The organism is Alkalibacter rhizosphaerae, assembly GCF_017352215.1.
Classification (GTDB): Bacteria; Bacillota; Clostridia; order Eubacteriales; family Alkalibacteraceae; genus Alkalibacter; species Alkalibacter rhizosphaerae.
Window position 1 is genome coordinate 26085 of record NZ_CP071444.1, and the last position, 24544, is coordinate 50628.

General features: G+C 45.4%; 23 protein-coding genes. 9 read left to right on the forward strand and 14 right to left on the reverse strand.

The window, feature by feature from the left end:
- The first annotated feature begins 50 nt into the window (after positions 1-50).
- Positions 51-935, forward strand: coding sequence for a DUF362 domain-containing protein (locus tag J0B03_RS00155; RefSeq protein WP_207299883.1), 885 nt, complete (start codon positions 51-53; stop codon positions 933-935).
- A 38-nt stretch (positions 936-973) separates the two neighbouring features.
- Positions 974-1810: an NAD(+) diphosphatase gene (nudC, locus tag J0B03_RS00160; protein WP_207299884.1), complete on the forward strand. Its 837-nt coding sequence runs from the start codon at positions 974-976 to the stop codon at positions 1808-1810.
- 82 nt (positions 1811-1892) lie between these two features.
- Here nudC and J0B03_RS12275 read toward each other — a convergent pair whose 3' ends face one another.
- A complete protein-coding gene (locus J0B03_RS12275) occupies positions 1893-2024 on the reverse strand; it encodes a hypothetical protein (protein ID WP_256436424.1) in 132 nt (43 codons plus the stop codon).
- Between the two features lie 13 nt (positions 2025-2037).
- Positions 2038-3204: a uroporphyrinogen decarboxylase family protein gene (locus tag J0B03_RS00165; RefSeq protein WP_207299885.1), complete on the reverse strand. Its 1167-nt coding sequence runs from the start codon at positions 3202-3204 to the stop codon at positions 2038-2040.
- Between the two features lie 208 nt (positions 3205-3412).
- Here J0B03_RS00165 and J0B03_RS00170 point away from each other — a divergent pair, with 208 nt between their 5' ends.
- Both J0B03_RS00170 and katG read left to right on the forward strand, forming a co-directional pair.
- Positions 3413-3979, forward strand: a complete 567-nt coding sequence (locus J0B03_RS00170; RefSeq protein ID WP_207299886.1) for a TetR/AcrR family transcriptional regulator — start codon at positions 3413-3415, stop codon at positions 3977-3979.
- Between the two features lie 86 nt (positions 3980-4065).
- Positions 4066-6258: a catalase/peroxidase HPI gene (katG, locus tag J0B03_RS00175; RefSeq protein ID WP_207299887.1), complete on the forward strand. Its 2193-nt coding sequence runs from the start codon at positions 4066-4068 to the stop codon at positions 6256-6258.
- 43 nt (positions 6259-6301) lie between these two features.
- Here the strand turns inward: katG and J0B03_RS00180 are convergent, their stop codons facing one another.
- A complete protein-coding gene (locus J0B03_RS00180) occupies positions 6302-7183 on the reverse strand; it encodes a damage-control phosphatase ARMT1 family protein (RefSeq protein WP_207299888.1) in 882 nt (293 codons plus the stop codon).
- Between the two features lie 95 nt (positions 7184-7278).
- Here J0B03_RS00180 and J0B03_RS00185 point away from each other — a divergent pair, with 95 nt between their 5' ends.
- Together J0B03_RS00185 and J0B03_RS00190 are read left to right on the forward strand one after the other, a co-directional pair.
- Positions 7279-8541 carry an MFS transporter gene (locus J0B03_RS00185; RefSeq protein ID WP_207299889.1) on the forward strand — a complete coding sequence of 421 codons (1263 nt, stop codon included), beginning with the start codon at positions 7279-7281 and terminating at the stop codon, positions 8539-8541.
- Positions 8538-9626 (forward strand): putative sulfate/molybdate transporter, encoded by a 1089-nt coding sequence (locus J0B03_RS00190; RefSeq protein ID WP_207299890.1) that lies wholly within the window; start codon positions 8538-8540, stop codon positions 9624-9626. The genes J0B03_RS00185 and J0B03_RS00190 overlap by 4 nt, the downstream gene beginning before the upstream one ends.
- 53 nt (positions 9627-9679) lie before the next feature.
- On the opposite strand, the gene J0B03_RS00195 is transcribed toward J0B03_RS00190, so the two are convergent.
- Entirely contained in the window at positions 9680-9892 is a 213-nt protein-coding gene (locus J0B03_RS00195; RefSeq protein WP_207299891.1) for a TOBE domain-containing protein, read from the reverse strand.
- Between the two features lie 156 nt (positions 9893-10048).
- Between J0B03_RS00195 and buk the strand changes: the two genes are divergently transcribed.
- Positions 10049-11116: a butyrate kinase gene (gene buk, locus J0B03_RS00200; RefSeq protein ID WP_207299892.1), complete on the forward strand. Its 1068-nt coding sequence runs from the start codon at positions 10049-10051 to the stop codon at positions 11114-11116.
- Positions 11117-11184: 68 nt separating this feature from the next.
- Here the strand turns inward: buk and J0B03_RS00205 are convergent, their stop codons facing one another.
- The 8 genes from J0B03_RS00205 to J0B03_RS00240 form a co-directional block, all read right to left on the reverse strand.
- Positions 11185-12873, reverse strand: coding sequence for an AMP-binding protein (locus J0B03_RS00205; protein ID WP_207299893.1), 1689 nt, complete (start codon positions 12871-12873; stop codon positions 11185-11187).
- 13 nt (positions 12874-12886) lie between these two features.
- A complete protein-coding gene (locus J0B03_RS00210; RefSeq protein WP_207299894.1) occupies positions 12887-13438 on the reverse strand; it encodes a helix-turn-helix domain-containing protein in 552 nt (183 codons plus the stop codon).
- A 19-nt stretch (positions 13439-13457) separates the two neighbouring features.
- Positions 13458-13997, reverse strand: a complete 540-nt coding sequence (locus J0B03_RS00215) for a 2-oxoacid:ferredoxin oxidoreductase subunit gamma family protein (RefSeq protein ID WP_207299895.1) — start codon at positions 13995-13997, stop codon at positions 13458-13460.
- Entirely contained in the window at positions 13994-14740 is a 747-nt protein-coding gene (locus tag J0B03_RS00220; RefSeq protein ID WP_207299896.1) for a thiamine pyrophosphate-dependent enzyme, read from the reverse strand. Before J0B03_RS00220 ends, J0B03_RS00215 begins: the two co-directional genes overlap by 4 nt.
- Before the next feature lies 1 nt (position 14741).
- Entirely contained in the window at positions 14742-15806 is a 1065-nt protein-coding gene (locus tag J0B03_RS00225; protein WP_207299897.1) for a 3-methyl-2-oxobutanoate dehydrogenase subunit VorB, read from the reverse strand.
- Position 15807: 1 nt separating this feature from the next.
- Positions 15808-16032, reverse strand: coding sequence for a 4Fe-4S dicluster domain-containing protein (locus tag J0B03_RS00230; RefSeq protein WP_207299898.1), 225 nt, complete (start codon positions 16030-16032; stop codon positions 15808-15810).
- A complete protein-coding gene (locus J0B03_RS00235; protein WP_246798141.1) occupies positions 16023-16694 on the reverse strand; it encodes a P-loop NTPase family protein in 672 nt (223 codons plus the stop codon). The genes J0B03_RS00230 and J0B03_RS00235 overlap by 10 nt, the downstream gene beginning before the upstream one ends.
- Positions 16695-16777: 83 nt before the next feature.
- On the reverse strand, positions 16778-19309 hold the full coding sequence (locus tag J0B03_RS00240; RefSeq protein ID WP_207299900.1) for an AMP-binding protein: 2532 nt from the start codon (positions 19307-19309) through the stop codon (positions 16778-16780).
- Between the two features lie 283 nt (positions 19310-19592).
- Here J0B03_RS00240 and J0B03_RS00245 point away from each other — a divergent pair, with 283 nt between their 5' ends.
- On the forward strand, positions 19593-19904 hold the full coding sequence (locus J0B03_RS00245; RefSeq protein WP_207299901.1) for a DUF5320 domain-containing protein: 312 nt from the start codon (positions 19593-19595) through the stop codon (positions 19902-19904).
- 70 nt (positions 19905-19974) lie between these two features.
- Complete coding sequence (locus J0B03_RS00250; RefSeq protein ID WP_207299902.1) at positions 19975-20331, forward strand: DUF134 domain-containing protein; 357 nt, start codon at positions 19975-19977, stop codon at positions 20329-20331.
- On the opposite strand, the gene J0B03_RS00255 is transcribed toward J0B03_RS00250, so the two are convergent.
- Both J0B03_RS00255 and J0B03_RS00260 read right to left on the reverse strand, forming a co-directional pair.
- On the reverse strand, positions 20328-21926 hold the full coding sequence (locus J0B03_RS00255; protein ID WP_207299903.1) for a hypothetical protein: 1599 nt from the start codon (positions 21924-21926) through the stop codon (positions 20328-20330). The two genes, J0B03_RS00250 and J0B03_RS00255, sit on opposite strands and share 4 nt — an antisense overlap.
- A 1-nt stretch (position 21927) precedes the next feature.
- Positions 21928-24429, reverse strand: a complete 2502-nt coding sequence (locus J0B03_RS00260) for a toll/interleukin-1 receptor domain-containing protein (RefSeq protein ID WP_207299904.1) — start codon at positions 24427-24429, stop codon at positions 21928-21930.
- Positions 24430-24544 lie beyond the last annotated feature (115 nt).

Here is a 24544-nt window from a genome sequence, read left to right on the forward strand (position 1 = left end):
ATCGTTTCATGATATAATCAATACAAAAGTGTATGAACGGAGGAAAATGGATGGGAAATAAAGGAGAAGTATACATAATCGCTACAACAGACCGCAGAGAAGGGGTAAAGCGATGTTTCCAGTATTTGGGGGAGCTGCCCTATGCAGAGAAAAAAATATTTCTGAAACCCAATTACAACACGGCTGATCCGACCCCCGGATCCACTCATAATGAAACGCTGGAGCAGATCTTGACGGAATTGCAGTCGTTTAAACCTGCCCATATGGCTTTTGGAGACCGATGTGGACCTGCGATAATGGCGGAGGTCATACAGGAAAAAGGGTTGGACGATATCGCGAAACAGTTTCAAGTGGATCTTGTCAACTTTGAGGAAATGCCCCAGGAGGATTGGATCCCGGTAAAAGATGAACGATTTCATTGGCCGGATCATCAGATCCATTTGCCCAGAGCGGTACAGGATGCAGACGTGGTAGTCAGTACTTGTACCCTGAAAACTCATGGTTTTGGCGGTGTATTCAGCATGTCCTTGAAATTAGGGGTTGGCATTGTTCCAAAAGACTTCAAAACCCTTCATCATTCGGAGCACATGCGCAAAATGATCGCAGAAATCAATCTGGCCTATGAACCGGATTTTACGGTGATGGACGGGATCGATGCCTTTACCGATGGAGGACCCATGAAGGGAAATTTGGTCAAAGGAAACGTAATGATGGTCTCCAGAGACAGGATCGCACTGGATGCAGTCGGGATCGCCATGCTTCGCCATCTGGGAAGCAACGAAGCCATCATGAATACGCCCATCTTTGAACAGGAGCAGATCGCACGAGCGGTAGAGCTGAATTTAGGGGTATCATCAATCGATGAGATCCAAATCGTCACAGATGATGAACAAAGTGCCAAGTTGGCAGAGAAATTGAAAAAGCACCTTCATTAAAAAATCGAAAGCTTAACAAAAAGGAAAGGAGGGTTCCCATGATACAGGATATAGATCCAAAAGTATTTCGGAATGCTTTTAAAGAAAAAAAAGCGGAATCAAAGGACTTGTTTCTAGCGTATGATGCAGAAAATGTATTGGTCCATGAAGAGAAAACCAAGCTGTGGTACCCGTCCTTTGCAGACTTTGATGCAACATTTCCGGATTTGAAGAATAATGCCCAATTTTTATTTGAAATCGACGACATCAACTATTACTGGGTGGATGAAGAAGGACTGGACCAGGTGGAAGGCTGGGTCTACGTCAGCAGCAGAAGATTTCGTTCGGAACCAAAATATTGGAGATCCTTTGCCGGTGCCATTGGATTGCAATTGAGCCGATGGTATAAGGATCACGGGTTTTGCAGTCGATGTGGAGCATCCACGACCCATGCAGAAAATGAACGGATGCTATATTGCAAGTCTTGTGGTTTTCGCGTCTATCCAACCATTTCTCCATGCGTTATCGTAGGGGTACATGATGGCGACCGTTTGTTGTTGACCCAGTATGCAGGAAGAGAACACACCAGATTTGCCCTTGTGGCAGGTTTTGTGGAAATAGGGGAATCTTTGGAGGAGGCTGTCCATCGGGAAGTGATGGAAGAAGTGGGTGTACGCGTCAAAGACCTTCAGTTTTACAAGAGCCAGCCATGGCCATTTACCGATACGATCTTGGCCGGATTCTTTGCAGCATTGGATGGGGATGATGCCATTACCTTGCAAGAGGATGAACTGGCCTTGGCGGTATGGATGGATCGGAAAGACATTCCTCCGGAAGAATTGAAGATCAGTTTGACTGGAGAAATGATGGAATCATTTCGACTAGGCAAAGTATGAAGTGTTTAATGGAAAGATAAAACAAATAAATTTTCTTAAAGCTGAAAAAGAGCGAGGATCTTAAATAGACCCCCGCTTTTTTCTATATTCCTAAAATCATGAATTTGATGAACGCCATGAATGATTTACGAACGTAATCATCTGGTGGCAGAAAATCCAGCTCCTCTTTTTCGAGTCGATCCAGTAAATCAGTGATTTTAACATCGTTTTCCATTTCATGACCTCCTTTATTTGTATACGCCATATTCATGGACGAATTCGTTTACCGCTTTCAGGTTTTCCACATTAACGTCGCCGTTGGATAGAAGGGCTCTGGAAGTGGCAAAGATGTAACCACCACCTGGTGCACAGGTATCGATGATCCGCTTGGCTTCGTCGATGCATCGCTCCTTGTTGCTCAAACGCATCAACTCCAAGGGCATTCCACCTGCTAGAGTTATGTTGTCACCAATCTGTTTTTTTGCTTTGAAAATGTCATCTTCTTCGATCAAGCCAATGGCAAAATCTTTTGGCAAGCTGTTGAGCCAACCGTATTTGTCTTCCCAATTGCCTTCCAAAAACATGATCATTTTCCCACCCAGACGATGGATCTTGTCAACCATGCCCATGTAGGTTGGCAACATGAATTTTTCAAATTGCTTGTTGCTGATAAAAGTAGGGATGTGAAACATGGTTGCATAATACGGAAAGTCAGGTAATTCTTTTGTATCAGGGTGGATGCCTAAAAAATCATTGGCGAATTCATCCAGTGCATGGGTAGCCGCAAGCAATTCTTCTTGGTTGCGTCGAAGATCCAATGAAGTTCCTTTGAATCCGCGAAGATAGTCAAAAATGATGTCCAAAGGGGGATAGGCAAAACTTCCTGCAAGAATGGGCAAGCCATGACGTTCCTTGCAAGTTGCTCCCAATTTTCCAAATACATCAAATTTGACTTTCCAGTGATCCAACACTTCTTTCAATGTGTCGTATATTTCATCAGGTGATTGGTTGAATTTTTCATGTTTTCGAGGGAGCATTTTATTGAACAAATAGCCCATGGGATCGTCGATAAGCTCCGGATATTCTTCTACTTTCATAGGAGTAAATTCCTTGTGTTGGACGGTTTGACCATCTTCTGAAATAAAGTGGCTTGGGCTGCCTAGTATTTTTGCCGTTTTTGCATCAAATGCCAAACCGCTGGTATAGATGCCGTCAGTATAGATGTCATCGTAAGGCTTGCTGTAAATCTCGATCTCTTTTTCCGGATTTTCGTCCAATTCTTTTACATAGCTGTTTGCGTAGGAGAATACCCACGTTTCGTAGGTGGACAAGATGGGAACCCGAATGGGTTCTTTGTGATTGACCGTTGTTTTGAACATTTCCACTCGTTCATTGTACAACTGTTCCTTGGACATGCATTTCACCAACCTTTCAAATTTCAAAGCAGACATGCTTCGTATATAGAAAGTAACATACCGCGGTATGTTTGTCAATAAAAAAATAAAAACAAGGAGTATTACAGTATTTGAAACAATTAAAGAAGTTAGAAATATGTTATAATATAGCCACATCGTATAATAACAATGGATCCAGACGAAAGGATGATCTCCAATAGAAGAGTACATGAATGACACAAAAGAAGCGCTGCTCCAGGCAGCCATGGAATTGTTTCAAAAGGATGGATACGACAAGGTAAGTATCAACGCCATCTGCAAAAGTGTGGGTGTAACAAAAGGTTCCTTTTATCATCATTACAAGTCCAAGTCTGATTTGTTGCTTAAAGATTATAAACGGGCGGAAGGTCAGTTGCTGGACTACTACAACGACAGAATCTTTCTTCCGGCACAAGAGCAGCTTCGAGCCATGTTCGATTGGTACAATGATTTTTTTCAACCTCACCGCATAGGTGAAGTTCGCCTTTTTTTGAAGATTCAGCTGGAATCCCATTACAAGAATTACCCATATACGAATAAAGTACAAAAAATGATCATGAAAAATATTCTGTCAAAAGGAATTCTCCAAGGTTTTTTTCGTAAAGACATGGATCCAAAAGAGATAACGGACTATATTTTCACATACATGTATGGTATTCACTATGAATGGTCCATCGATGAGAACAATGTCGATTTTAAAGAAAAATTCGATTATTTTTATGAACATTATCTAATACCTCATATTTGTATAAAATAGGTAATGATCTGGATAGACTTGTTTTGAGGATGCTGTATAGGGTATAAATTGTAATGATTTCAAATTCAAAACAAGGAGGATCATGAATGAGTGAAAAAGGAAAATGCCCGGTAACGGGAATGACAAGAAAATCAGGAGGTGGGACCTCCAACAAGGATTGGTGGCCAAATCAGCTCAACTTGAAGATGCTGCACCAAAATCCGAAAGATAGAAATCCGCTTGGTGAAGACTTTGACTATGCGGAGGCCTTCAATTCACTGGATTTGAAAGCAGTGAAAGATGATCTTTTCAAACTAATGACAGATTCTCAAGAGTGGTGGCCCGCGGATTGGGGTCATTACGGCCCGTTCATGATCCGTATGGCCTGGCACAGTGCCGGTACCTATCGCATGCAGGATGGACGCGGAGGAGGAAATACAGGCAATCAACGTTTTGCACCCATCAACAGCTGGCCAGACAACGTCAGTTTGGACAAGGCAAGACGGCTTTTGTGGCCCATCAAACAGAAATACGGCAAGAAGATCTCATGGGCAGACTTGATGATCTTGGCGGGAAACTGCGCCCTAGAATCCATGGGACTAAAAACGTTTGGGTATGCTGGTGGCCGTGAAGATATTTGGGAACCAGAAGAAGATACATATTGGGGTGCCGAGACCGAATGGTTGGGCGGAGAAGAAAGATACAGTGGAGAAAGAGACCTTGAGAATCCTTTGGCTGCCGTTCAAATGGGATTGATCTATGTGAATCCGGAAGGACCCAACGGGCAACCAAGTGCCTTGGCGTCTGCCAAGGATATACGGGACACTTTTGCAAGAATGGCAATGAATGATTATGAGACCGTTGCATTAATCGCAGGAGGACATACCTTTGGAAAATGCCATGGTGCTGGTCCCGCTGACAATCTGGGAGCAGAACCGGAAGCAGCTGGTCTGGAAGAACAAGGCTTGGGTTGGAAAAACAGAATGGGAAAAGGCAATGCAGAAGATACCATTACCAGCGGGATCGAAGGAGCCTGGACACCAACACCCATAAAGTGGGACAACTCATATCTTCATACCCTGTTCCGTTACGACTGGGATCTGGCGAAAAGTCCGGCAGGTGCATGGCAGTGGCATCCTTCCGATCCAAAATCCGCTACCGTTCCAGACGCCCACATTCCAGACAAGAAAAACAAGCCCATGATGACAACAGCGGACATGGCACTTCGAATGGATCCGGAATACAAGAAAATCTGTGAACATTTCATGGAGAATCCGCAGGAGTTCGAAGAAGCTTTTGCAAAGGCCTGGTTCAAGCTGACCCATAGAGACATGGGACCTGTATCCAGATATTTGGGACCGGAGGTGCCGGAAGAAGAACTGATCTGGCAGGATCCAGTACCTAAAGTGGATCACGATCTGATCGATGAAAGTGACATTTTATCGTTGAAAGAAACAGTATTGAACAGTGGAGTTTCTGTATCCGAGTTGGTCTATACGGCATGGTCTTCTGCTTCCACTTATCGTGGATCTGACATGCGGGGTGGTGCCAATGGTTCCAGGATCCGCTTGTCTCCTCAGAAAGATTGGGAAGTAAACCAGCCGAAACAGCTGTCGAAAATTTTGGAGGAATTGGAGAAGATCCAAAAGGATTTCAACGGTTCCCAAACTGGAAACAAGAGAGTGTCTCTTGCAGATTTGATCGTTTTGGCAGGAACTGCAGCTGTGGAAAAGGCTGCCAAAGACGGAGGATATGATGTCAATGTTCCATTTGCGCCGGGTAGAACCGATGCTACTGATGAAATGACGGATGCCGTATCATTCCATGTGTTGGAACCAAAAGCCGATGGTTTTAGAAATTATTGCAAGTCACCTGCATATGCAAAGTCAACAGAAGACCTGCTGGTGGACAAGGCTCAACTTCTTGGTCTTACTGTTCCGGAAATGACGGCATTGATTGGCGGGATGCGTGTGTTGGACGCCAACTTCCAAGGAGCAAAAGAAGGGGTGTTCACGGAAACACCTGGCGTCTTGACCAATGACTTTTTCGTGCAGCTTCTGGATATGAGAACGGCTTGGAAACCAGTTGATGAAAACGGGTCGGTTTTCCAAGGATTCGATCGCAAGACTGGAGAAAAGAAATGGACGGCTAGCCGTGTAGATCTGCTTTTCGGATCCAATTCCGAACTTCGGGCTGTGGCAGAAGTATACGCCTGCTCCGATGGACAGGAAGAGTTTGTAAAAGATTTTGTGGATGCTTGGGTCAAGGTCATGAATGCTGACCGATTCGACTTGAAATAGAAGCGAAATCGAACAAAGGATGGAAATACGAAAAGGTCCGAGGTTATAGAAGCCTAGGACCTTTTTCATGAACAAAAACACCAGTGAATTTTTCCAATCCGAACCGGGACGTGAACAAATCGCATTTACACAAAAATGCATAAAAAATGTTTTTTCCGCATCCCTGTAAAGATTCAAAATTTCCTTGCCCTTTTGCTAAAATCAAGTCGGCTTCGTCAATAAGGCTTCGAATGGTCTCGGGAAGTTCTTCCCACTGGGTTCCCGGGTAGTCTCCTCCATTGTCCACAGTTCGTACTACATCAGACAACCTCACATATGCCGCATCTTCCATGGTCGCATCGTTGTAAACGGCGCTTCCTCGAACGACGGCCGTCAGTTCCAGAGCCGGGAAGTGATCCATGAGGATCTCCATGAAAACTTTGTCCAACACGATCTCTCCAGCATTGTCCAAAAGATAAACCATTTTATCGGCCCTTTTCAGATCGGAAAGAAACGTTGGAAAAGCCGTTAGATCCGGAATGTTGATGTTGCCTTTTTCCAAAATCTCGGTAAGTTGTTCCATATCCACTTTTTCCATGGCGCCAAAATCGATGAAATTACCTAGCATGGCATATTGTAAGGCCTCTAATATGGGATCTTCTGAGGATAGGATCCGATCTTTGATCCTGCTTTCCCATTCCAGCATATAGCGGTTGGATGCTTCCTTTATTTTTTTATAGGTAGGGTCCGGGTTAATGGATTTTTTTATTCGATCCAGCATGATCTTGCTTAGTTCTGGAGCCGTGGCGTCCATCGGTGCATCTGCAAGCAATCGGCAAACATCTTTGACGAATTCTATTTTATCAGGATCTCCGGGTCGAAGCTCCTCAAATAAGGCGTCCGCTTTTTTAAGGATACAATGAATGCAATCAGTACTGGATTTCATGTTTTCACAACCTTTCTCTTCTGTGATCGTCTATTTGTATGATATCATGAATTCATGGAGTTGTAACCTGACATACATTATGAATGGAGCCTTCTATGAATAGGATAAATAGGAAAAATGGAGATCGGTATGCCATCGTTATTTTGATAGGATGTTTTGTACAATTTGCCGTACTGGCAGGTCTTTATATCAACATAGGCCAATTATTTGAACCAGTTGCTACGACCCATGGCTTCACAATGGGTCAGATGGCGGCTGTTTCTACCTTCATGGGCATCGGAAGCATGCTGACCATACCTTTGGCAGGTCGGCTTTTGGATCGGGTGGACATTCGGATCATATTGACTGGAGGAAATCTGGCTTTTAACGGGGCCTTGCTGTCTTTTATCTTGTGGTCCGAATTGTGGCAGTTTTATCTGGTGTGTTTTCTTTCTGGTTTGGCTGTCGGCGTGTCCGTGATGATCACTGTGCCGGTGGTGGTGGGAAATTGGTTTTATAAAAGACTTGGTTTGGCTATGAGTCTGGCCATGAGTTCAAGTGCCATTGGAAGTGCCGCTATAAGTCCCATTATGGGGTATTTATTGTTCCATTTGCCGTGGGAAACGGCAGTAGCCATATTGTTCCTGTCGGCAATAGTAATGGTGACGCCAGTATCCTTGTTTGTCATTCGACTACGACCGGAAGATAAGGGTATGTACCCTTATGGTTACGATCCGGAAGATCCTTTCCATGTACAGGCGGCAAATGGGAAAGCGGATGGAATGTCGGAAAAGGAAGCAGTGAAAAGCTTGTCTTTCTGGTTGATTTTGCTTACCTTTGGCATGATGCAGTTCATGAACGGTTTTTTGGCCATGTTGCCCAGTTTCGGCCGATCATTGGGCATGACAGCTATAGGAGCTTCTACCTTGATCACCATCTCCATGTTGGGAAATCTAGTATTTAAATTATCATTTGGATATTTATCAGATCGGTTTCAGTTCCAACGGGTCTTGTATGGTTTGCTTTTTATCGTCCTTGCAGGATTCGGATTCATCTACAGTAGCCGAAATGCAGTCAGTGTTTTATTGTATGCAGGGATCATCGGATTTGGGGCTTCTCAAAGCTATGTATCGGTGGCAGGACCATTGTTTACAAGACGAACCTTTGGTTCAAAAGACTATAGCAAGATCTATTCCCACATGGTAGTAAGTCAAACGCTGTTTGGTGCCATAAGCCCTCCAATTGCCGGTTATATTTTTGATGCTACCGGTTCCTATAGTGGGATGTTGGTTTTGTTCATAGGTGCCGCACTTGTTTCAATAATATTTGTTTACATCAATCGCAAAATCATAAATGAAAGAGAAGGAAGCCAGATATGAGAGAAAAGGATTTTCGATTTACCTTGGACGAAACAGCAGGAGCATTAGGAGATTTTGGAACGTTGCTGCCCATAGTAGTCGGCGTTTCCGTCGCAACAGACATGGATCTATCCCGAATGTTGTTTTTTTTCGGTTTGGCATACATCGGCACCGGATTGTATTACAAGCTGCCCATGCCTGTAGAGCCCATGAAGGCTATGGGAGTCGTTGCTATTGCAGAACGATTGAGTCCCGGCGAAATCGCAGGGGCAGGTATCGTTATGGGAGTTGTCCTGTTGCTGATCGCAGTGACAGGAGCCATGGATCTTATCAAGAAAAATATCCCGATCCCGCTTATTCGAGGGATACAGCTTGGTTTGGCATTGACCTTGATGCGGCAAGCCCTAATTATGGTAGGGGAGGACTGGATCCTTGGATTGATATCCATCTTTATCGTTTTATTCTATACTCTCTCAAAAAAACTGGATATTTCTGCATTGGTCATTATTGTCTTGGGTGTAGCGGTAGGAGTATTCCGTCATGGATCGCCCGGTATCTCCATCATGACTCTGCCAAGCTTTCAATGGCCACTCTGGGGAGAAACGCTGGTAGGAATCACCAAAGCAACGATTCCGCAAATACCTTTGACGCTGGGGAATGCCGTATTGGCGACCGCACTTTTGATCTCAGATCTGTTGGATCGTAAAGTGGAAGAAAAGAAACTTCTATTAAGCATGAGCAGCATGCTTTTATTGGCGGTTCCTTTTGGTGGTTTTCCTATGTGTCATGGAGCTGGAGGGTTGGCGGCACAATACCGATTCGGTGCCAGGACGGGAGGGTCCAATTTGATATCGGGAGCGGTGCTTTTGCTGGTGGCGTTTTTCTTTGCAACGCCAAAGTTGGAATTGATCATCCCATTCGGTGCTTTGGGTGCCTTGTTGTTTTATTCAGCATTATCTTTGTACAAGACTTCTAGAAAAACTACGGAAAATTGGTTTACCATCGTAACAGGTGTGATTGCTTTTGTTTTTGGAATGACTTGGGCTTTTCTAGGAATGTGGGGATTTCATTTCGTCCGCACATGGATCCAAAAAAAGAGGGTATAACCAAATAAAAGCTGTACGTGTCACCACGTACAGCTTCGTTTCGGTAATACTGTTTAATGGTCGGTTCCGATCATGACGTTGGAAGCTTTTACTACAGCATAGACTTCATTGCCGACTTTTAAATCCAAAGATTTTACAGCATCCATGGTGATGGAGGAAGTCAATACATTGCCGCCTCCGATATCTACGGAAACGATGGCTGTAACGACGCCTTCCTTGATTTCCGTTATTGTCCCTTTTAATTGATTTCTTGCACTTAGTTTCATAATATCGATCGCTCCTTTTTCGTTTTTTATATGCCTTATTTATACCCATGGAACAAGAATTAAATCAGGATAAGGATGCTTGGGTGATCGACTGTATCTTTTGCTATGATGAAAATGACGCTGCTGTTATAATGAAGTTGGAAAAGAGGTGACGCCATGTCTTATAAAATATTTGTGATCAACCCAGGCTCCACGTCAACACGCGTGGCCTTGTACCTGGATGAAAAACAGCTGTTTTACCACAAAATCGATCACGATACCGAAGTTTTATCCAAGTTTAAAAACACTATGGAGCAGTATGTCATGAGGAAAGACGCAGTAGAAACACTGTTAAAAGAAAATATTGTATCCTTGGATGAACTGTCTGCCGTTGTAGGCAGGGGAGGTATGCTGCAAACCATTCGACCGGGCGCTTATTATGTAAATGAAAAAATGCTGCGGGAACTGGAAGAAAATCCATACATGGAACATGCGTCAAATCTGGGAGCGAAGATCGCATACGGGATCACCAAGCCCCTTGGCATACCTGCATTCATCTATGACTCTCCCAGGGCTGATGTTTTGACGGAAATCGCCCGAATCTCCGGACTGGCAAATTTTCCAAGGACAGCTACCAGTCATGTGTTGAATTCCAGAGCTACTGCAATGAAGGCAGCCGAACAAATTGGGAAGTTGTACGAAGAAGTTAATTTAGTGGTCGCTCATCTGGGGGGTGGAATCTCCATGAGTGTCCATCGAAAAGGACAGATCGTGGATATCTTGTCCGACGACGAAGGACCCTTTTCACCGGAATGTTCCGGAAAATTTCCGGCACGGGAGTTGATCCGACTCTGTTATTCCGGGATCCATACGGAGAAAGAGATGCAGAGACTCCTTCGCGGCAATGGTGGATTGAAATCCTATTTTAATACCATCGACTTGAGGGAAGTGGAATCGTGGATGGAAGAGGGAGATGGGGAAGCTTCCTTGGTTTTTCAGGCCTTGGGTTATCAAATCGCCAAAGGGATCGGAGAATTGTCGACAGTGGTTGCAGGCAAGGTGGACGGCATTGTATTGACAGGTGGAATGGCACGTTCCGAAGCGTTGACAAGACTGGTGGAGGAACGGGTGAAATTCATCGCTCCCGTAATCATATTTCCCGGCCAGTTGGAGATGGAGGCGTTGGCAGGGGGAGCTTTGCGCATACTGGAGGGAAAGGAAGAAGTACAGAATTTTGAAATATAAAAGGTAAAAACCTTAAAGGTCCAGGAGCTCTGAGTTATGGAGTTCCTTGTGATCCTTTAAGGTTTTTCTTATTGCTTGTTGGCGTCAGTTTCTCGGATCTCCACCCGACGAATTTTTCCGCTGATGGTCTTTGGCAATTCTTGCACAAATTCCACCACTCGGGGGTATTTGTAAGGTGCAGTCACTTTCTTAACATGGTCTTGCAATTCCTTGACCAATTCTTCCGAGGGCACATATCCTTCGCAAAGGACGATGGTTGCTTTTACATTAAAACCGCGAATGGGATCTGGAACTCCGGTAACGGCAGATTCCAGTACAGCTGGATGTTCTGCCAAGGCACTCTCCACCTCGAAGGGACCGATCCGATAACCGGAAGATTTTATGATATCGTCATTTCTTCCGATGTACCAATAAAATCCCAGTTCGTCCCGGTAAGCCAAGTCTCCAGTATGATACAAACTATCATGCCATGACTTTTTTGTTGTGGCTTCATCTTTGTAGTAGCCCATGAAAAGCCCTTTTGTTTTATTGTGGGGTCCGTCGGAACGAATACAGATCTCTCCAGTGACTCCAGGATCCACTTCTTCGCCGTTCTCATCAACCAAAAGCATATGGTATCCCGGTGTGATCAGCCCCATGGAACCGGGTTTTGGCTGTACCCAAGGGTACAGGATAGAACAACAGACGGTGGTTTCCGATTGGCCAAAGCCTTCAAAAATTCGAAGCCCGGTTGCTTCTCTCCACTGATTGAATACTTCCGGTGACAAGGCTTCGCCTGCTGCACAGCAGTGGGTCAGGGAAGACAGGTCGTAGCTTTTGACATCTTGGGTCAGTAGGAAACGATACATGGTGGGAGGAACGCAGAAAGTGTTTATTTTGTACTTTTCCAATTTTTCCAAAATATCTTTTGGTTGGAATGCGTCAAAATCGTAGGTAAAGATGGCGGATTCTCCCAACCATTGCCCATACATTTTTCCCCAAAGACTTTTCAGCCACCCTGTATCGGAGATGGTGAAGTGCAATCCTCCCGGTTCAACACGATGCCAAAAGACTCCAGTCATGATATGGCCCAGGGGATAGGTAAAGTCATGGCTGACCATTTTTGGATATCCTGTGGTGCCCGATGAAAAGGCGACGATCATGCGATCGCTTGCTTTTGTTGCCTGATCACCTGTAGGGCGCTCCCATTTTTCGGAAGCGGCTTCAATGCCTGCTTCAAAGTCCAGCCAGTTGTCTCCCGCATTTTTGTGTTTGGTCACTGCTTTGATGGTGACGGATGGACACTCCGGATGTGCCATGTCAAATGATTCGGTACTGTCTCCATCTGCTGTGATGATGGCCATTTTGATGTCGGCAGCCTGGCAGCGATATACGTAGTCCTTGGGAGTAAGCAAGTTGGTCGCTTGTACGGCCACTGCTCCGATCTTGTGCAGGGCCATCATGATGTACCAGAACAAGTAGCTTCTTTTAACGACGATCAAGACGAAATCGCCTTTTTTAATGCCTAGAGATGCAAAATAATTGGCGGTTTTATTGGACCAAGTTTTCATATCTTTGAAGGTGATGTATTTTTCTTCTCCATCTTTGCCAACCCACAGCATCGCCAATTGATCCGGCTTTTCATCGGCCAGCTTGTCCAATACGTCGTAGGCAAAGTTGAAATCTTCATCGCATGTAACATTATAATTACGGTAAAGATCTTCCAGGGTCACATATTCGTCTCGATGTCGTCCGGTATATTTTTCATAAGTGATCATTGGCATTCCTCCATCATTTTACGACGACAGCAAGGAATACTGCCGGTTCATTGCCGTGGGCCCGCATGGCATGAGGCACTGTGGCATCAAAATAGACACTGTCGCCTTGTCCAAGTTCATAGACCATGTCGGCAATATAAAACTCCATGGTTCCTGAAACCATGTAATTGAATTCCTGACCTTCATGGGCGTGTCGCTCTGGAATGGAATCATTGGGTTCAACAGTGACCATGAAGGGCTCTGCCTTTTTGTTGCGAAAAGTAAAAGCGAGATGCTTGTAATTGTAGGCTTTTCGCCGGTCGACCTCATATCCGCCGCCATTTCGGACCACGGTGCAGGTGGAAAGTTTAGGAGATTCTCCACTGATGATGTCCAGTACATCCACACCCAAAACCTGAGCTGCATTGTACAAAAAACTGAAAGAAAAATCACTTTCTCCTGTTTCATACTGAAGGTATTGTGTCAAAGGGATCTCCAGTATTTTTGCAATCTTTTCCGGGGAGTATCCTTGGGATTCCCGGAGCATGGTCAAACGTTGGCTCATTTCTTTGATTTGACTGTTCATTTGCTTGCCCCTTTCCAGATTATTTGTGATCATACCCCATTTTTATTGCTTTGATGTTGAAATCTATCAGATCTTTCTTTCGTTCGGGAACGCTTTTTCGGATTGCCTTCTCCAAAGAATCCAGCGAAAACAATCCAGTGGTTTTGGCGATCTTTCCTACGATGATCATGTTGGCCAAACCGGACAGACCGGATTCGATGGCCATGTTGGTGGCCGGTAGATAATGGGCATCCACATCGTCTCTGGAAATTTTACTGGAGACCAGGGAAGAATCCACAATGATGGTCCCGTCGCGGACCACATCCATTTCAAATTTTTCAAAAGATGGTTGGTTCATGGCAACCAGCATGTGTGGTTTGGTGATGATAGGGGAGCCTACTGGTTTATCGCTGATGATCACATTGATGTTGGCAGTCCCGCCACGCATCTCCGGACCGTAGGAAGGCAGCCAACTGACTTCCTTGCCTTCCAACATCCCGGCATAAACCAGGATCTTTCCCGCAAAGAGGACGCCTTGTCCTCCAAATCCTGCGATGACCAATTCCAATGAGTTGCTCATACTTCCGCCTCCTTGTCTTTGTACACACCCAACGGATAAAAAGGCAGCATGTTGTCCTGCAACCATTTCATGGCTTCTACCGGTTCCAATCCCCAGTTGGTGGAGCAAGTGGACAGCAACTCAACAATGCTAAATCCTTTTTTGGCTTGTTGATATTCAAATGCCTTCTTGATGGCTTTCTTGGCATTTCGTATGTTTTTGACGGAATCTAGGGAAACACGTTCTGCGTAAGCTGTACCTTCCAAAGTGGACAATAGTTCGCAAACCTTGATAGGGTGTCCCGCTGTTACTGTATCTCGTCCGTAGGGACTGGTTTGGGTCACTTGGCCAGGCAAGGTAGTAGGAGCCATTTGGCCTCCTGTCATCCCATAGATGGCGTTGTTGACGAAAATGACGGTGATATTTTCACCTCGCGCTGCAGCGTGGACGATCTCGGCTGTGCCGATAGCTGCCAGGTCGCCATCTCCCTGATAAGTGAACACCATGTTTTCCGGTATGGCCCTTTTTAAGCCGGTGGCCACTGCTGGCGCACGTCCGTGGGCAGCCTGTGCCATGTCGCACTCAAAGTAGTTGTAGGCAAAAACGGAGCAACCTACTGGAGCGACACCTACTGTGGAGCCGGTTATGTCCAATTCATCCATTACTTCTGCAACCAGACGATGAATGATGCCGTGAGTGCAGCCAGGGCAATAATGGTTGGCTATATCTGTCAATGCTTTTGGTCTATCGAATACGATTTCCATTTTATGATCTCCCTTCCTGGTTTGCATTCCGAATGGCGCCGATGACCTCTTCCGGTTCGGGGACCATGCCGCCGGTACGATTGCACAGCAAAACCGGTTTGCTGCATCGAATGCTCAGTTCCACGTCCTGGATCATTTGTCCCATGCTCATTTCAACGACAACAAATGCTTTGGCGGTCTCCGATGCTTTCAACAAGTCTTTTTTCGGGAAGGGCCACAAGGTGATGGGGCGGATCAAACCAACTTTGATGCCTTCTTCTCGAGCTTCATCGATGGCATTCTTCGCGATCCTGGCACAGATCCCATAAGCTACTACGATGACATCCGCATCTTCCGTTAGATAATGTTCTGCCCGTGCTAGTTCCTCGACTTGTTTATAACGTTCAAATCGTTTGATATTCAGGGATTCCAACTCTTCCGCTTCCAAGTAAAGAGAGTTTGCCAGGTTGTGTTTTCTCTTGTTTTTTGTTCCGGTCAATGCCCAGTCTTTTTCGATAACTTCTTGTTCTTTTCCCTTGCTGATGTCTACTGGTTCCATGACTTGGCCCAACATTCCGTCACCCAGGATCATGGCAGTCATGCGAAAACGATCTGCCAGATCAAAGGCTTCGATGGTCAGGTCAAACATTTCCTGTACTGTGGTGGGAGCCAGGACGATCATATGAAAATCACCATGTCCTGCAGCTCGCGTTGCTTGAAAATAGTCCGATTGGGAAGGCCGAATTCCGCCAAGCCCCGGTCCGCCCCGTTGAATGTTCACGATCACTGCTGGTAGATCTGCGCCGGCAAGATAAGAGAGTCCTTCGCTTTTCAGGGAGATCCCTGGGCTGGAAGAGGAGGTCATGGTTCGAACTCCTGCAGCGGACGCTCCGTATACCATATTGATGGCTGCGATCTCGCTTTCCGCCTGCAAGAATGTTCCGCCGATCTTCGGCATTTTCTTGGCCATATACGCGGAAATCTCCGTCTGGGGAGTGATGGGATAGCCGAAGAAATGTCGACATCCTGCGGTTAAGGCCGCTTCGGCGATGGCCTCGTTTCCTTTCATCAATACTTTATCTGCCATCTCACAGCACCTCCTTTTCTACTTTGATGCAAACGTCAGGACAAATGGTGGCGCAAAATGCACAAGCGATGCATTTTTCTTGATCGATGATCTCCGCCGGATGATACCCCTTGCTGTTCAACGTTTCCGGCGAAAGCCGGAGAATTTGCTTAGGACAAACACTGACGCAAAGGCCGCAGCCTTTGCATCGGTCCGTTCGAAATGTTACTTTGGTTTTCATTGCCATTGATGTTCCTCCAAATCTATGGGAAATATTGTGCCGATGTCTGTCGGCAATTTTGCTGCCAAATCTCTTCGCACGGTGGTCATGATGATGGGTAATCCCGTGGATTGTGACAATTGTTGCGCGTAGGGGAGGGAATCCAAAATATCTTCTGGTGTTGTGGAACTCCCTACGTTGGAATTGTTGATGATGCCGGTGCACTTGATCCGCCCAGCCCTCTCGATCTCTTCTATGATGGCTAGGGTGTGCTCCACATCCCGACTCAATGGACGGAACATGTTGACAACGATCCAGACGTTTATTTCTTCCTCCATCAAAATGTGATGATAACGCCCAAGGGCATAGGCGCCTCGGTCATCTCCACCCAGGTCGATGACGCCATAAGCATCCTTTTCATCAAAAAGGGCGTTCATTTCTCCGGTAATCGCCGGTACATCCACGTTGGTGTTGGCAAAATCGGACGAGATCAATCGGATCCCGGAACCGGTCAACCGTTTCGCACTGTCTTTTGTACGAAAATAGGGGTTGACGATGTCCAGATCTCCGATCAACACCTTCTTTTTGAATTGTTTTCTTAAATATAAGGCATAATTGACTGCGATATTGGATTTGCCACTGCCGTAATGTCCGGCGAAAATGGTGATCCTGTTTGGTTCCAACGACATTCCTCCCTACTGTGAAAATATGTTTAACATATATTGTATCATGATTAAACATGTACATCAACGAATCCTGCATATTCATTCGTTTAAACGGTGACGTTGGTTCCGTCTCCTTCCAACTCGAGGTGTTTTGTTGCCCATTCCCGCATTTTGTACTTCATGATCTTTCCGGCAGCATTCATGGGGAATTCTTTGACGAATTCCACATATCGAGGTGTCTTGTGTTTTGCCATGCGTGAGCGGATGTATTCTTTCAATTCCTCCTGGGTAAGGCTTTCACCTTCTTTGAGAATGACACATGCCATGATTTCTTCTCCATACTGCTTGTCGGGAACGCCGATGACTTGAACGTCGCTAACTTTTGAGTGGGTATAAATGAAGTCTTCTATCTCCTTTGGATAGATGTTTTCTCCACCTCGGATGATCATGTCTTTGATCCGGCCGGTGATCTTGTAATTGTTGGCAGCATCTCGACAAGCCAAATCACCGGTATGAAGCCAGCCGTCTTCATCTATAGCTGCTTTGGTTGCTTCCGGCATTTTGTAATAACCTTTCATGACATTGTAACCCCGGACAACAAATTCACCATCCGTATCATCAGGAAGGTCTTCGCCAGTTTCCGGATCAACGATCTTGCACTCCACGCCGGGGAGGGGACGTCCCACCGTTCCGACCCGAACCTCGACAGGGTCGTCGATCCGACTTTGGGTGCAACCTGGAGATGCTTCTGTTTGTCCGTAAACGATGGTGATCTGGGAAACATTCATTTTGTCCACCACATCTTGCATCACTTTTACGGGACAAGGGCTTCCTGCCATGATGCCGGTCCGTAGCTTGGAAAAGTCGGTCTCGGCGAAATCCTCATGCTCCAGCATGGCGATGAACATGGTAGGCACTCCATTGATGGCGGTGATGGGTTCCGTGCGTATGCATTCCAAAGCAAGTCGGGGCGAATAGGCAGGGATGGGAGACATGGTGCTTCCATGTGTCATACACGCGGTCATAGACAAAACCATGCCAAAGCAATGGAACATGGGAACATGGATGAGCATCTGGTCTGCTGTGGACAGATCCATGCAGTCGGCAATGTTTTTCCCGTTGTTTATGATGTTGTAATGGGTCAACATGACGCCTTTTGGGAATCCGGTTGTGCCGGATGTGTACTGCATGTTGCATACATCATGCTTTCCCATGGTATAGGCTCTTCGGTATACCTCTTCCAAAGGAACTTCTTTGGACAGGGAAATTGCTTCCTCCCAGGTCAGGCAACCGGGTTGTTTGGATTCGATGGTGATGATGTTGCGAAGGAAAGGCAATCGTTTGGCATGAAGGGGCCTTCCTGGTGTGTGGGTGTCTAATTCGGGACAAAGTTCTTTTAAAATACCCACGTAGTTGGAATCTTTGAACCCATCGATCAGGATCAGGGTATGGGTGTCGGATTGTCGAAGGAGGTACTCTGCTTCATGGATTTTGTAAGCCGTATTGACGGTGACCAGTACGGCACCGATCTTCACAGTGGCCCAAAAAGCGATAAACCATTCCGGGACATTGGTGGCCCAAACGGCGACGTGATCTCCGGAACGAACACCCAATGCGATCAAGGATCGGGCAAAAGTGTCCACATCATCTCGAAATTCAGTGTAGGTACGCGTATAATCCAGTGTGGTATAACGAAATGCATATTGATTGGGAAAAGCTTCGACGACCCGATCCAACATTTGGGGGAATGTAAGGTCGATGAGTGTGTCTTTTTCCCAGATGTATTTACCCGTTTTCTGGATGTTGTCGAACAAACGCCCTCCTGTTTGACTCTTTTGCAGATAACGATCCATATAGGAAGCGAAATTTGGGAACACAACACCGGCATCATCCAGGTCCGATGCCCAGCGTTTGACCCATTCCAGCGATACATAACCTTCGTAGTTGATGGAAAACAGCGCCTGCATCATGTCATCGATGGGAAGATCTCCTTCTCCCATCATACGGTATTTGGTTTTGCCGTTTTCAAGGACAGAATCCTTGATGTGGACGTATTTGATGTATGCTCCCAGGTTTTTGACCGTGGTGGCTGGAGTTTCTCCGCCGTACCGGTAGGGATGATGCAAGTCCCAAAGTGCTTGGACGTTGTCACTGGCGACTTCATTGAGAAGCTCGGCTAGCCGTCCTGTATTCGTATAAACTCCATTTGTTTCCACTAACAGGGTGACATTCAATTCTTCTGCAATTGGAGCCAGCTTTTTCAATGCGGATAGGACAACCTGATCATCCACTTCTCCGGTGGGATGAGGTTCCAAGTCACCAAGGATCCGTACATATGGAGTTCCCAGCTTAGAGGCAAGGGTCATGTATTGAACGATCTCGTCATGATTGGCTTGTGCCTGGTCTGGAAATCTCAAGCAACAACCGGAAGACAAGCAGGGGATATCCAACCGCAATTCCTTTAATTTATTTTTGGTTTCCTCCAAATGTTCCGGATGAAAAGGCTGCGCGTGAAAAGCCGCCAGTTCATTACCCAGTCCTCGAATTTCGATACCGTCAAAACCAAGGTCTTTTGCCATGGCATAGATCTCACTCCAATTAAAGTCCGGGCAACCCAGGGTGGAAAATGCAATTTTCATTTTGTAACCTCCTTATTGTTTGAACATCTGTGTCGTTGAAAACTAAATTCTTTAGCATAGGAACATCTTTTTGAAAAATTGTGATGTAAACGATATCGAATTTGTCTTATTAGAATAACAAAAAAGCAAGCAACTGTCCATGAAAGGATAAAAAATGAGAAAAGAAGAGAAAAAAACGATCAAGTTATTGACATATGCCAAATATAAGGTATAATGAAAGTATAAATGACATATGCCAAATATATAACGAGCATATATCATCAATTAAAAGGAGGGTCTAGAAATGCCAAGAAGAGATGGAACAGGACCAATGAGTCAAGGAGCCGTCACAGGTAGAGGTTTGGGACGATGTACTGGCGTCAACGCCAATGGAGCCACACCTTTTGCGGGTAGGGGCATGGGGAGAATGGCCAGAGGCATTGGAATGGGTATAGGTTTCGGACTGGGTTGTGGTCGAGGGCTGGGAAGATTTCTTTTAGGCAGTCGACAAGTGGGCAATGAACGTGCTATTCTTGAAGAAGAAAAACAAATCTTGAAAAGTAGAATGGACGCCATCGATCAAATGTTGAACGAGTCTACCGACGACAACGCATAAGAACATGGCAGGGGGAACTCCTTTCCAGAGGGGTTTCCCAACTGCCTTTCCGTGTGGAGGAGGAAAATCCGTGCCAAGACCAAGAAAAGGGAAAAAAGTTTGCTGTATTCCGGAAAACACATCTTTTGGTCCATTGAATGATCGAGACGGAAAAAGAGATGTCGTTTTCATGAGCGTGGAAGAATACGAGACCATACGGCTCATTGACTATGAGGGATTGACGCAGGAAGAGTGCGCCCAGAACATGCAAGTAGCCAGAGGAACGGTACAAAAGCTTTATACGGATGCACGCCGGAAAATATCCCAGTCCTTTGTAGACGGTAAAAACATTCGGATCCAGGGCGGAGATTACCTGCTATATGAAGAGGGAGAAAAGGTCCATGGATGTCGCCGATGCCGAAGGGGTCGGGGACATGGGAACGGTTAAATAAGCATGGAAAGGGACTCTTGCCGGCAATAGGTGAGCCAATCGCCGTTTTCGATCATGCTCTCTTTTGCAAGTTCTTTAAATACCAGTTCCTTTTGGAATCCAGGATGTTCGTAAAGGGTGGACGCCAGTCGGTATAATTGGATCATTTTATCGTGGTCGGCAATTTTTCGATTCAAGGAAAGTTTTCCGTAATAATTGCTGGTAAAAACAGCTGCGGAGGAAATCACTCCCATGAAGAGGTCAAAAGCTTTTCGAACAAGATCCAGGTCGACTGTACCGGCGTAAACCAACGGATCAATCAGACGAAGCACACAAATGAAAAGAAAAGATACGATGGAAGCTCCCATCATTATTTTTTTTGTCAAAGATTGGAGTGCTTCTTTTTTGATGTCTTCTTTTCTTTTTTTGATGTGATAGGATAGTTGGTCTTCGATCCACAATTCCTTCAATTCTTTTGAAGAGAGTATGGCATTCTCCGGGGAACCTGCCAGCAGAGAAGTTACTCCGTCTCGGATCCAGATATTGTTGGGGCGGTTGGGCCATGTCAGGTTTTCACAAATATTATGATGGATCCCGATCAACAACAGATAGAATTGTACCCTTATGCTTTCTGACAAGACCCGATACTCGAGATACTTTTGTTGATATTTCCTGTTGTTGGTTCTTCGCAAAACGACAAACATGCTCAATAAAAACAGACCATATCCAATCAGTAAGGATCCCTGATCCAATTGGTTGTATAATAAAAAAGCCAAAACCATCATGACAGCGAAAATGGAAATCTGTAGCATGGAACGCAAGTATTTGTCCCGAAATGCAACGGACAATCCATCGGAGATTTGAAAGTTCTCGTGCATTTCTTTACAAATAGGGCCTAGAAGAGGTAATAATTCCTGATCCAATAGATTGTTGGAATCCCTGATCGGAATGGTTGCAGCGTCCTGATTGAAACGATCTGTTTGGTTCAAAGAATAAGCCAAAACGCCTGGATCATTTTCATGAAGATAAATTTCAAAAGGATCCGTAATGTTCGGATTGGACTTTCTAGGTGTACTGATCTGTAAAACGGCGCCGTCGTTCATGGCTTTGAACGGAGAGTCCTCCGAGTTGTAGAAGGGATGCAGCATGAAATCTACAACGGCGGCAGTGCCACAGTTGCTGACGTCTTCCTTGTTACCATCCCAAAGGGCGAGGAGCAGGTGACTGACCGAAGCGATATAGATCCCTGCTTGTCGATAATAGAAGTCCCGATCCTTAATCGTAGATTTTTCCTTGACCGGAGCGACAAAAACTTCCTTAGCCTGATGGAGACAAGATCGAAAGGTCTCTAAAGATTTTCCTTGAAAATCTTTTTCGTATTCTTTCTTTTCCATCGGAAGGACCGCTACCAGTTCGATCCCAAGCTCTAAGGCCATCTTTGCGCAGAGCTGATCGGCGCCTGCAGCCAGACTGTTGACCATGTGCAATTTCGTATGAGGATACGTGTTTATCAGACGTTTCAATTGGTCATGGACGATTTTTTCCAATACCATTTCATGCTCTTCTATAAGATCTCTATGTCCGGTAACACCCAGGATCATTGGTATGCCCATGTTAGTATTCCTTTCTCGTTTTATGGATTCGATTATTGATTGCATCCAACAGTAGATCCTGTTGGGAAAACAGCTTGCCGATCTCGGCGGATCCATCTCCATTGATCAGAACGGCTTGTGTATTGTTCCTGTCAAAACCCATGTCGTTTATCATTGGATCCTTGCTTTTTAATGTAAACAAGTGTATGGCCTGCTGTGTGTCAAAAACCAAAGCTTCTTGTTGTTGGGAACAAAAGATCATGATTTTTCGTCCATCCGGCGAAAACTCCAGCCGGTCTACTGCTCCTGTTGCAGGAATGACAGAGCGGATCTGGCCAAGTTCCAAATCAAAAAGCATGACCCGGCCATCCTTGGAGGCACTAGCCATTAATCCTTCATGGAAAATCATGTCCGTCACCGGCAGAGTGTGTTCGGCGATTCCGTATAAGGCCCTGTTGGAACTTCCAATTTTCCAAATTTCAACAAAGCCGTCGCTGTGGGCAAGGGCAAGAAAAATACCGTCTGGAGAAGAATACATTTGAGGCGGTGCAGATCCAAAAGTGGGATCCGAAACATGGTTCGTTTCCAATTGGATCTCTTTATCGTCCGGAGGAGTGAACCTGGGTGTGAAAAATAAAGGTTCATCGTAATCGGGCATCGTTGTCACAGTAGCGTTGTCCGGTGTGGCGAAGGCGCCAACATGGCCGTTTTCTGTGGATAATAGGAGTGATCCGTTACGATGAAAAATAGCATCGCTTCCTTTCAAATCATAAAAATCCGTTAACAGAACTCCTGTTTCCACATCATAAAGTCGAAATCCCCATTGATGGATTAAAAGATAAGACCCGTCCGGACTGAAAGTGGAACGACAAATTTGATTTTCCAACATTTCACTGTCGATTTTCTGATTTATTTCCTCCTCTTCAAGATCCAGAAGATCGACCGACAAGGTGCTGGAAAGGGCCAGAAGATTTTGGGAGGGAGAGAAGCTCATATCCGTTACATCGCCGCTGGTCATTTCATACGAAAAGAAGATCTGCCTGCTATTCATGTTCCAGATCTCGACAGTTGGACCGCTTGAACTGGCCAATAAGCTTCCATCCGCATTGAAGGCCAACATCTCTTCGTACCGATCGTCTTTGTCATCCAGGGTCCACGTCCCCTTGTTTTCCAGATCCCAAATATGGATCTTCCCATCCAAATCACCCAGCAAACCCAGTATTTTGCCATCATCGGAGACGGTAACGGAAGCGTATCTGGTGGCAAAGGATTGGAGATCTTCCATCAGCACTTCTTCTTGGTTTGTAGCTGTATTCCAAAGGAGGAGGCGATCTTCTTCTTTGATCACCATCTGATCGGGTGTGGAAGTAAAAGAGGCAAAACCCAGCACCCAGGATTCTCTGTCTTCCATTTTATATTCCCACAGTTTTTCGCCGTTGTTACTGTCCCAGATCGTCAAGCTGTTTTCCCAATGACAGATGGTGAAGAACTGTTGGCCATCTTTCGAAAAACCTACAGAACCCAGGGGTTCCAGGTTGTTGTTGACGGTAAAAAGCATTTCTCCGTCGTATGGATCGATCAGGACGGCTGAATTGGTGTTGGCAATGGCCAGTAGACGATCACCAGTTGGAGAAAAGGTCAAATCTGTCAAGATCATGTTGTTGTTTTTGATATAGGAGATCTCATCTCCAAGATTGGCATACATGGAGGATTCCAACGCATTTTGCAGCGTTTCCTCCTGATCGTGCTGGATTTTCGAACTGATTTCCAGTGCATCCAAGGCGTGGATGGAAGCTGCGATTTTGTCACCTTGTCTGGTTGCCAAGGTTGATTTTTCCAAAAGCAAAAGCATTTCGTTTCGGTAGGAATTGTCCCTTTCTTTGGCGATAATGGCATTCCTGTTTATGGCATACAAGCCAAAAGCGGCCAACAAGAGACTGGTGGCTGCGGAAATTTTTGCAATATTTCTCAGCCGCTGTTCTTTTGCGCGCTGTTTCAAATCGTCGAAGGAAACGCCCAGGATGGGTGCCAGGATCCGAAGTTTTTCCACTTTTAACTTCTTCAACATTTCTTTGGGGTCCGTCGATCGAACATCTGCCGCCAGTGGTTCCACTTCTACTTTGACTCCGTCAATGGTTCGAAAACGAAGTTGGGGAGGGAAGGACTCTTCCGGTTCTCCTTCCACCAACAAGGTCAAGATATGATCTTCTTTACCCATGGCTATAAAAGCATCGATCTCCTTCATGCACCATTTGGAAGCAGGAAGCCGGGGTGTGCAAATGACGATCAACCAATTGCTCTCTTCCAAAGCATGTTGAATGTCCATGCCCAGATCTGCAGATGTGGGAAGCTCTTCCTGATCGCGGAATACTTTTCCCATTTTTTTAATACCGAGACGCTTTTTTAAAGTGGACGGTATGGAATAGGACTCTATTTGACGATGGAGTTCTTTTGCGATGTCCATATCCGGCTTAATGTGGCGATAGCTGATGAATGCTTGATAAGTATAGGATCGGTGGTCCATGATCGATGCCTCATTTCATCTTTTGATCTACCTCATATATATCATAAAACAAATAAATCAAACCTTCCACCAATGAAGGATGATGATTATTTTTTTGTGATAGATGAGATGTAGC

Excerpts from the sequence above, each read along its gene's own strand:
- J0B03_RS00155 (WP_207299883.1), top strand. The coding sequence starts at position 51 with ATGGGAAATAAAGGAGAAGTATACATAATCGCTACAACAGACCGCAGA.
- nudC (WP_207299884.1), top strand. The coding sequence starts at position 974 with ATGATACAGGATATAGATCCAAAAGTATTTCGGAATGCTTTTAAAGAA.
- J0B03_RS12275 (WP_256436424.1), bottom strand. The coding sequence starts at position 2,024 with ATGGAAAACGATGTTAAAATCACTGATTTACTGGATCGACTCGAAAAA.
- J0B03_RS00165 (WP_207299885.1), bottom strand. The coding sequence starts at position 3,204 with ATGTCCAAGGAACAGTTGTACAATGAACGAGTGGAAATGTTCAAAACA.
- J0B03_RS00170 (WP_207299886.1), top strand. The coding sequence starts at position 3,413 with ATGAATGACACAAAAGAAGCGCTGCTCCAGGCAGCCATGGAATTGTTT.
- katG (WP_207299887.1), top strand. The coding sequence starts at position 4,066 with ATGAGTGAAAAAGGAAAATGCCCGGTAACGGGAATGACAAGAAAATCA.
- J0B03_RS00180 (WP_207299888.1), bottom strand. The coding sequence starts at position 7,183 with ATGAAATCCAGTACTGATTGCATTCATTGTATCCTTAAAAAAGCGGAC.
- J0B03_RS00185 (WP_207299889.1), top strand. The coding sequence starts at position 7,279 with ATGAATAGGATAAATAGGAAAAATGGAGATCGGTATGCCATCGTTATT.
- J0B03_RS00190 (WP_207299890.1), top strand. The coding sequence starts at position 8,538 with ATGAGAGAAAAGGATTTTCGATTTACCTTGGACGAAACAGCAGGAGCA.
- J0B03_RS00195 (WP_207299891.1), bottom strand. The coding sequence starts at position 9,892 with ATGAAACTAAGTGCAAGAAATCAATTAAAAGGGACAATAACGGAAATC.
- buk (WP_207299892.1), top strand. The coding sequence starts at position 10,049 with ATGTCTTATAAAATATTTGTGATCAACCCAGGCTCCACGTCAACACGC.
- J0B03_RS00205 (WP_207299893.1), bottom strand. The coding sequence starts at position 12,873 with ATGATCACTTATGAAAAATATACCGGACGACATCGAGACGAATATGTG.
- J0B03_RS00210 (WP_207299894.1), bottom strand. The coding sequence starts at position 13,438 with ATGAACAGTCAAATCAAAGAAATGAGCCAACGTTTGACCATGCTCCGG.
- J0B03_RS00215 (WP_207299895.1), bottom strand. The coding sequence starts at position 13,997 with ATGAGCAACTCATTGGAATTGGTCATCGCAGGATTTGGAGGACAAGGC.
- J0B03_RS00220 (WP_207299896.1), bottom strand. The coding sequence starts at position 14,740 with ATGGAAATCGTATTCGATAGACCAAAAGCATTGACAGATATAGCCAAC.
- J0B03_RS00225 (WP_207299897.1), bottom strand. The coding sequence starts at position 15,806 with ATGGCAGATAAAGTATTGATGAAAGGAAACGAGGCCATCGCCGAAGCG.
- J0B03_RS00230 (WP_207299898.1), bottom strand. The coding sequence starts at position 16,032 with ATGGCAATGAAAACCAAAGTAACATTTCGAACGGACCGATGCAAAGGC.
- J0B03_RS00235 (WP_246798141.1), bottom strand. The coding sequence starts at position 16,694 with ATGTCGTTGGAACCAAACAGGATCACCATTTTCGCCGGACATTACGGC.
- J0B03_RS00240 (WP_207299900.1), bottom strand. The coding sequence starts at position 19,309 with ATGAAAATTGCATTTTCCACCCTGGGTTGCCCGGACTTTAATTGGAGT.
- J0B03_RS00245 (WP_207299901.1), top strand. The coding sequence starts at position 19,593 with ATGCCAAGAAGAGATGGAACAGGACCAATGAGTCAAGGAGCCGTCACA.
- J0B03_RS00255 (WP_207299903.1), bottom strand. The coding sequence starts at position 21,926 with ATGGGCATACCAATGATCCTGGGTGTTACCGGACATAGAGATCTTATA.
- J0B03_RS00260 (WP_207299904.1), bottom strand. The coding sequence starts at position 24,429 with ATGGACCACCGATCCTATACTTATCAAGCATTCATCAGCTATCGCCAC.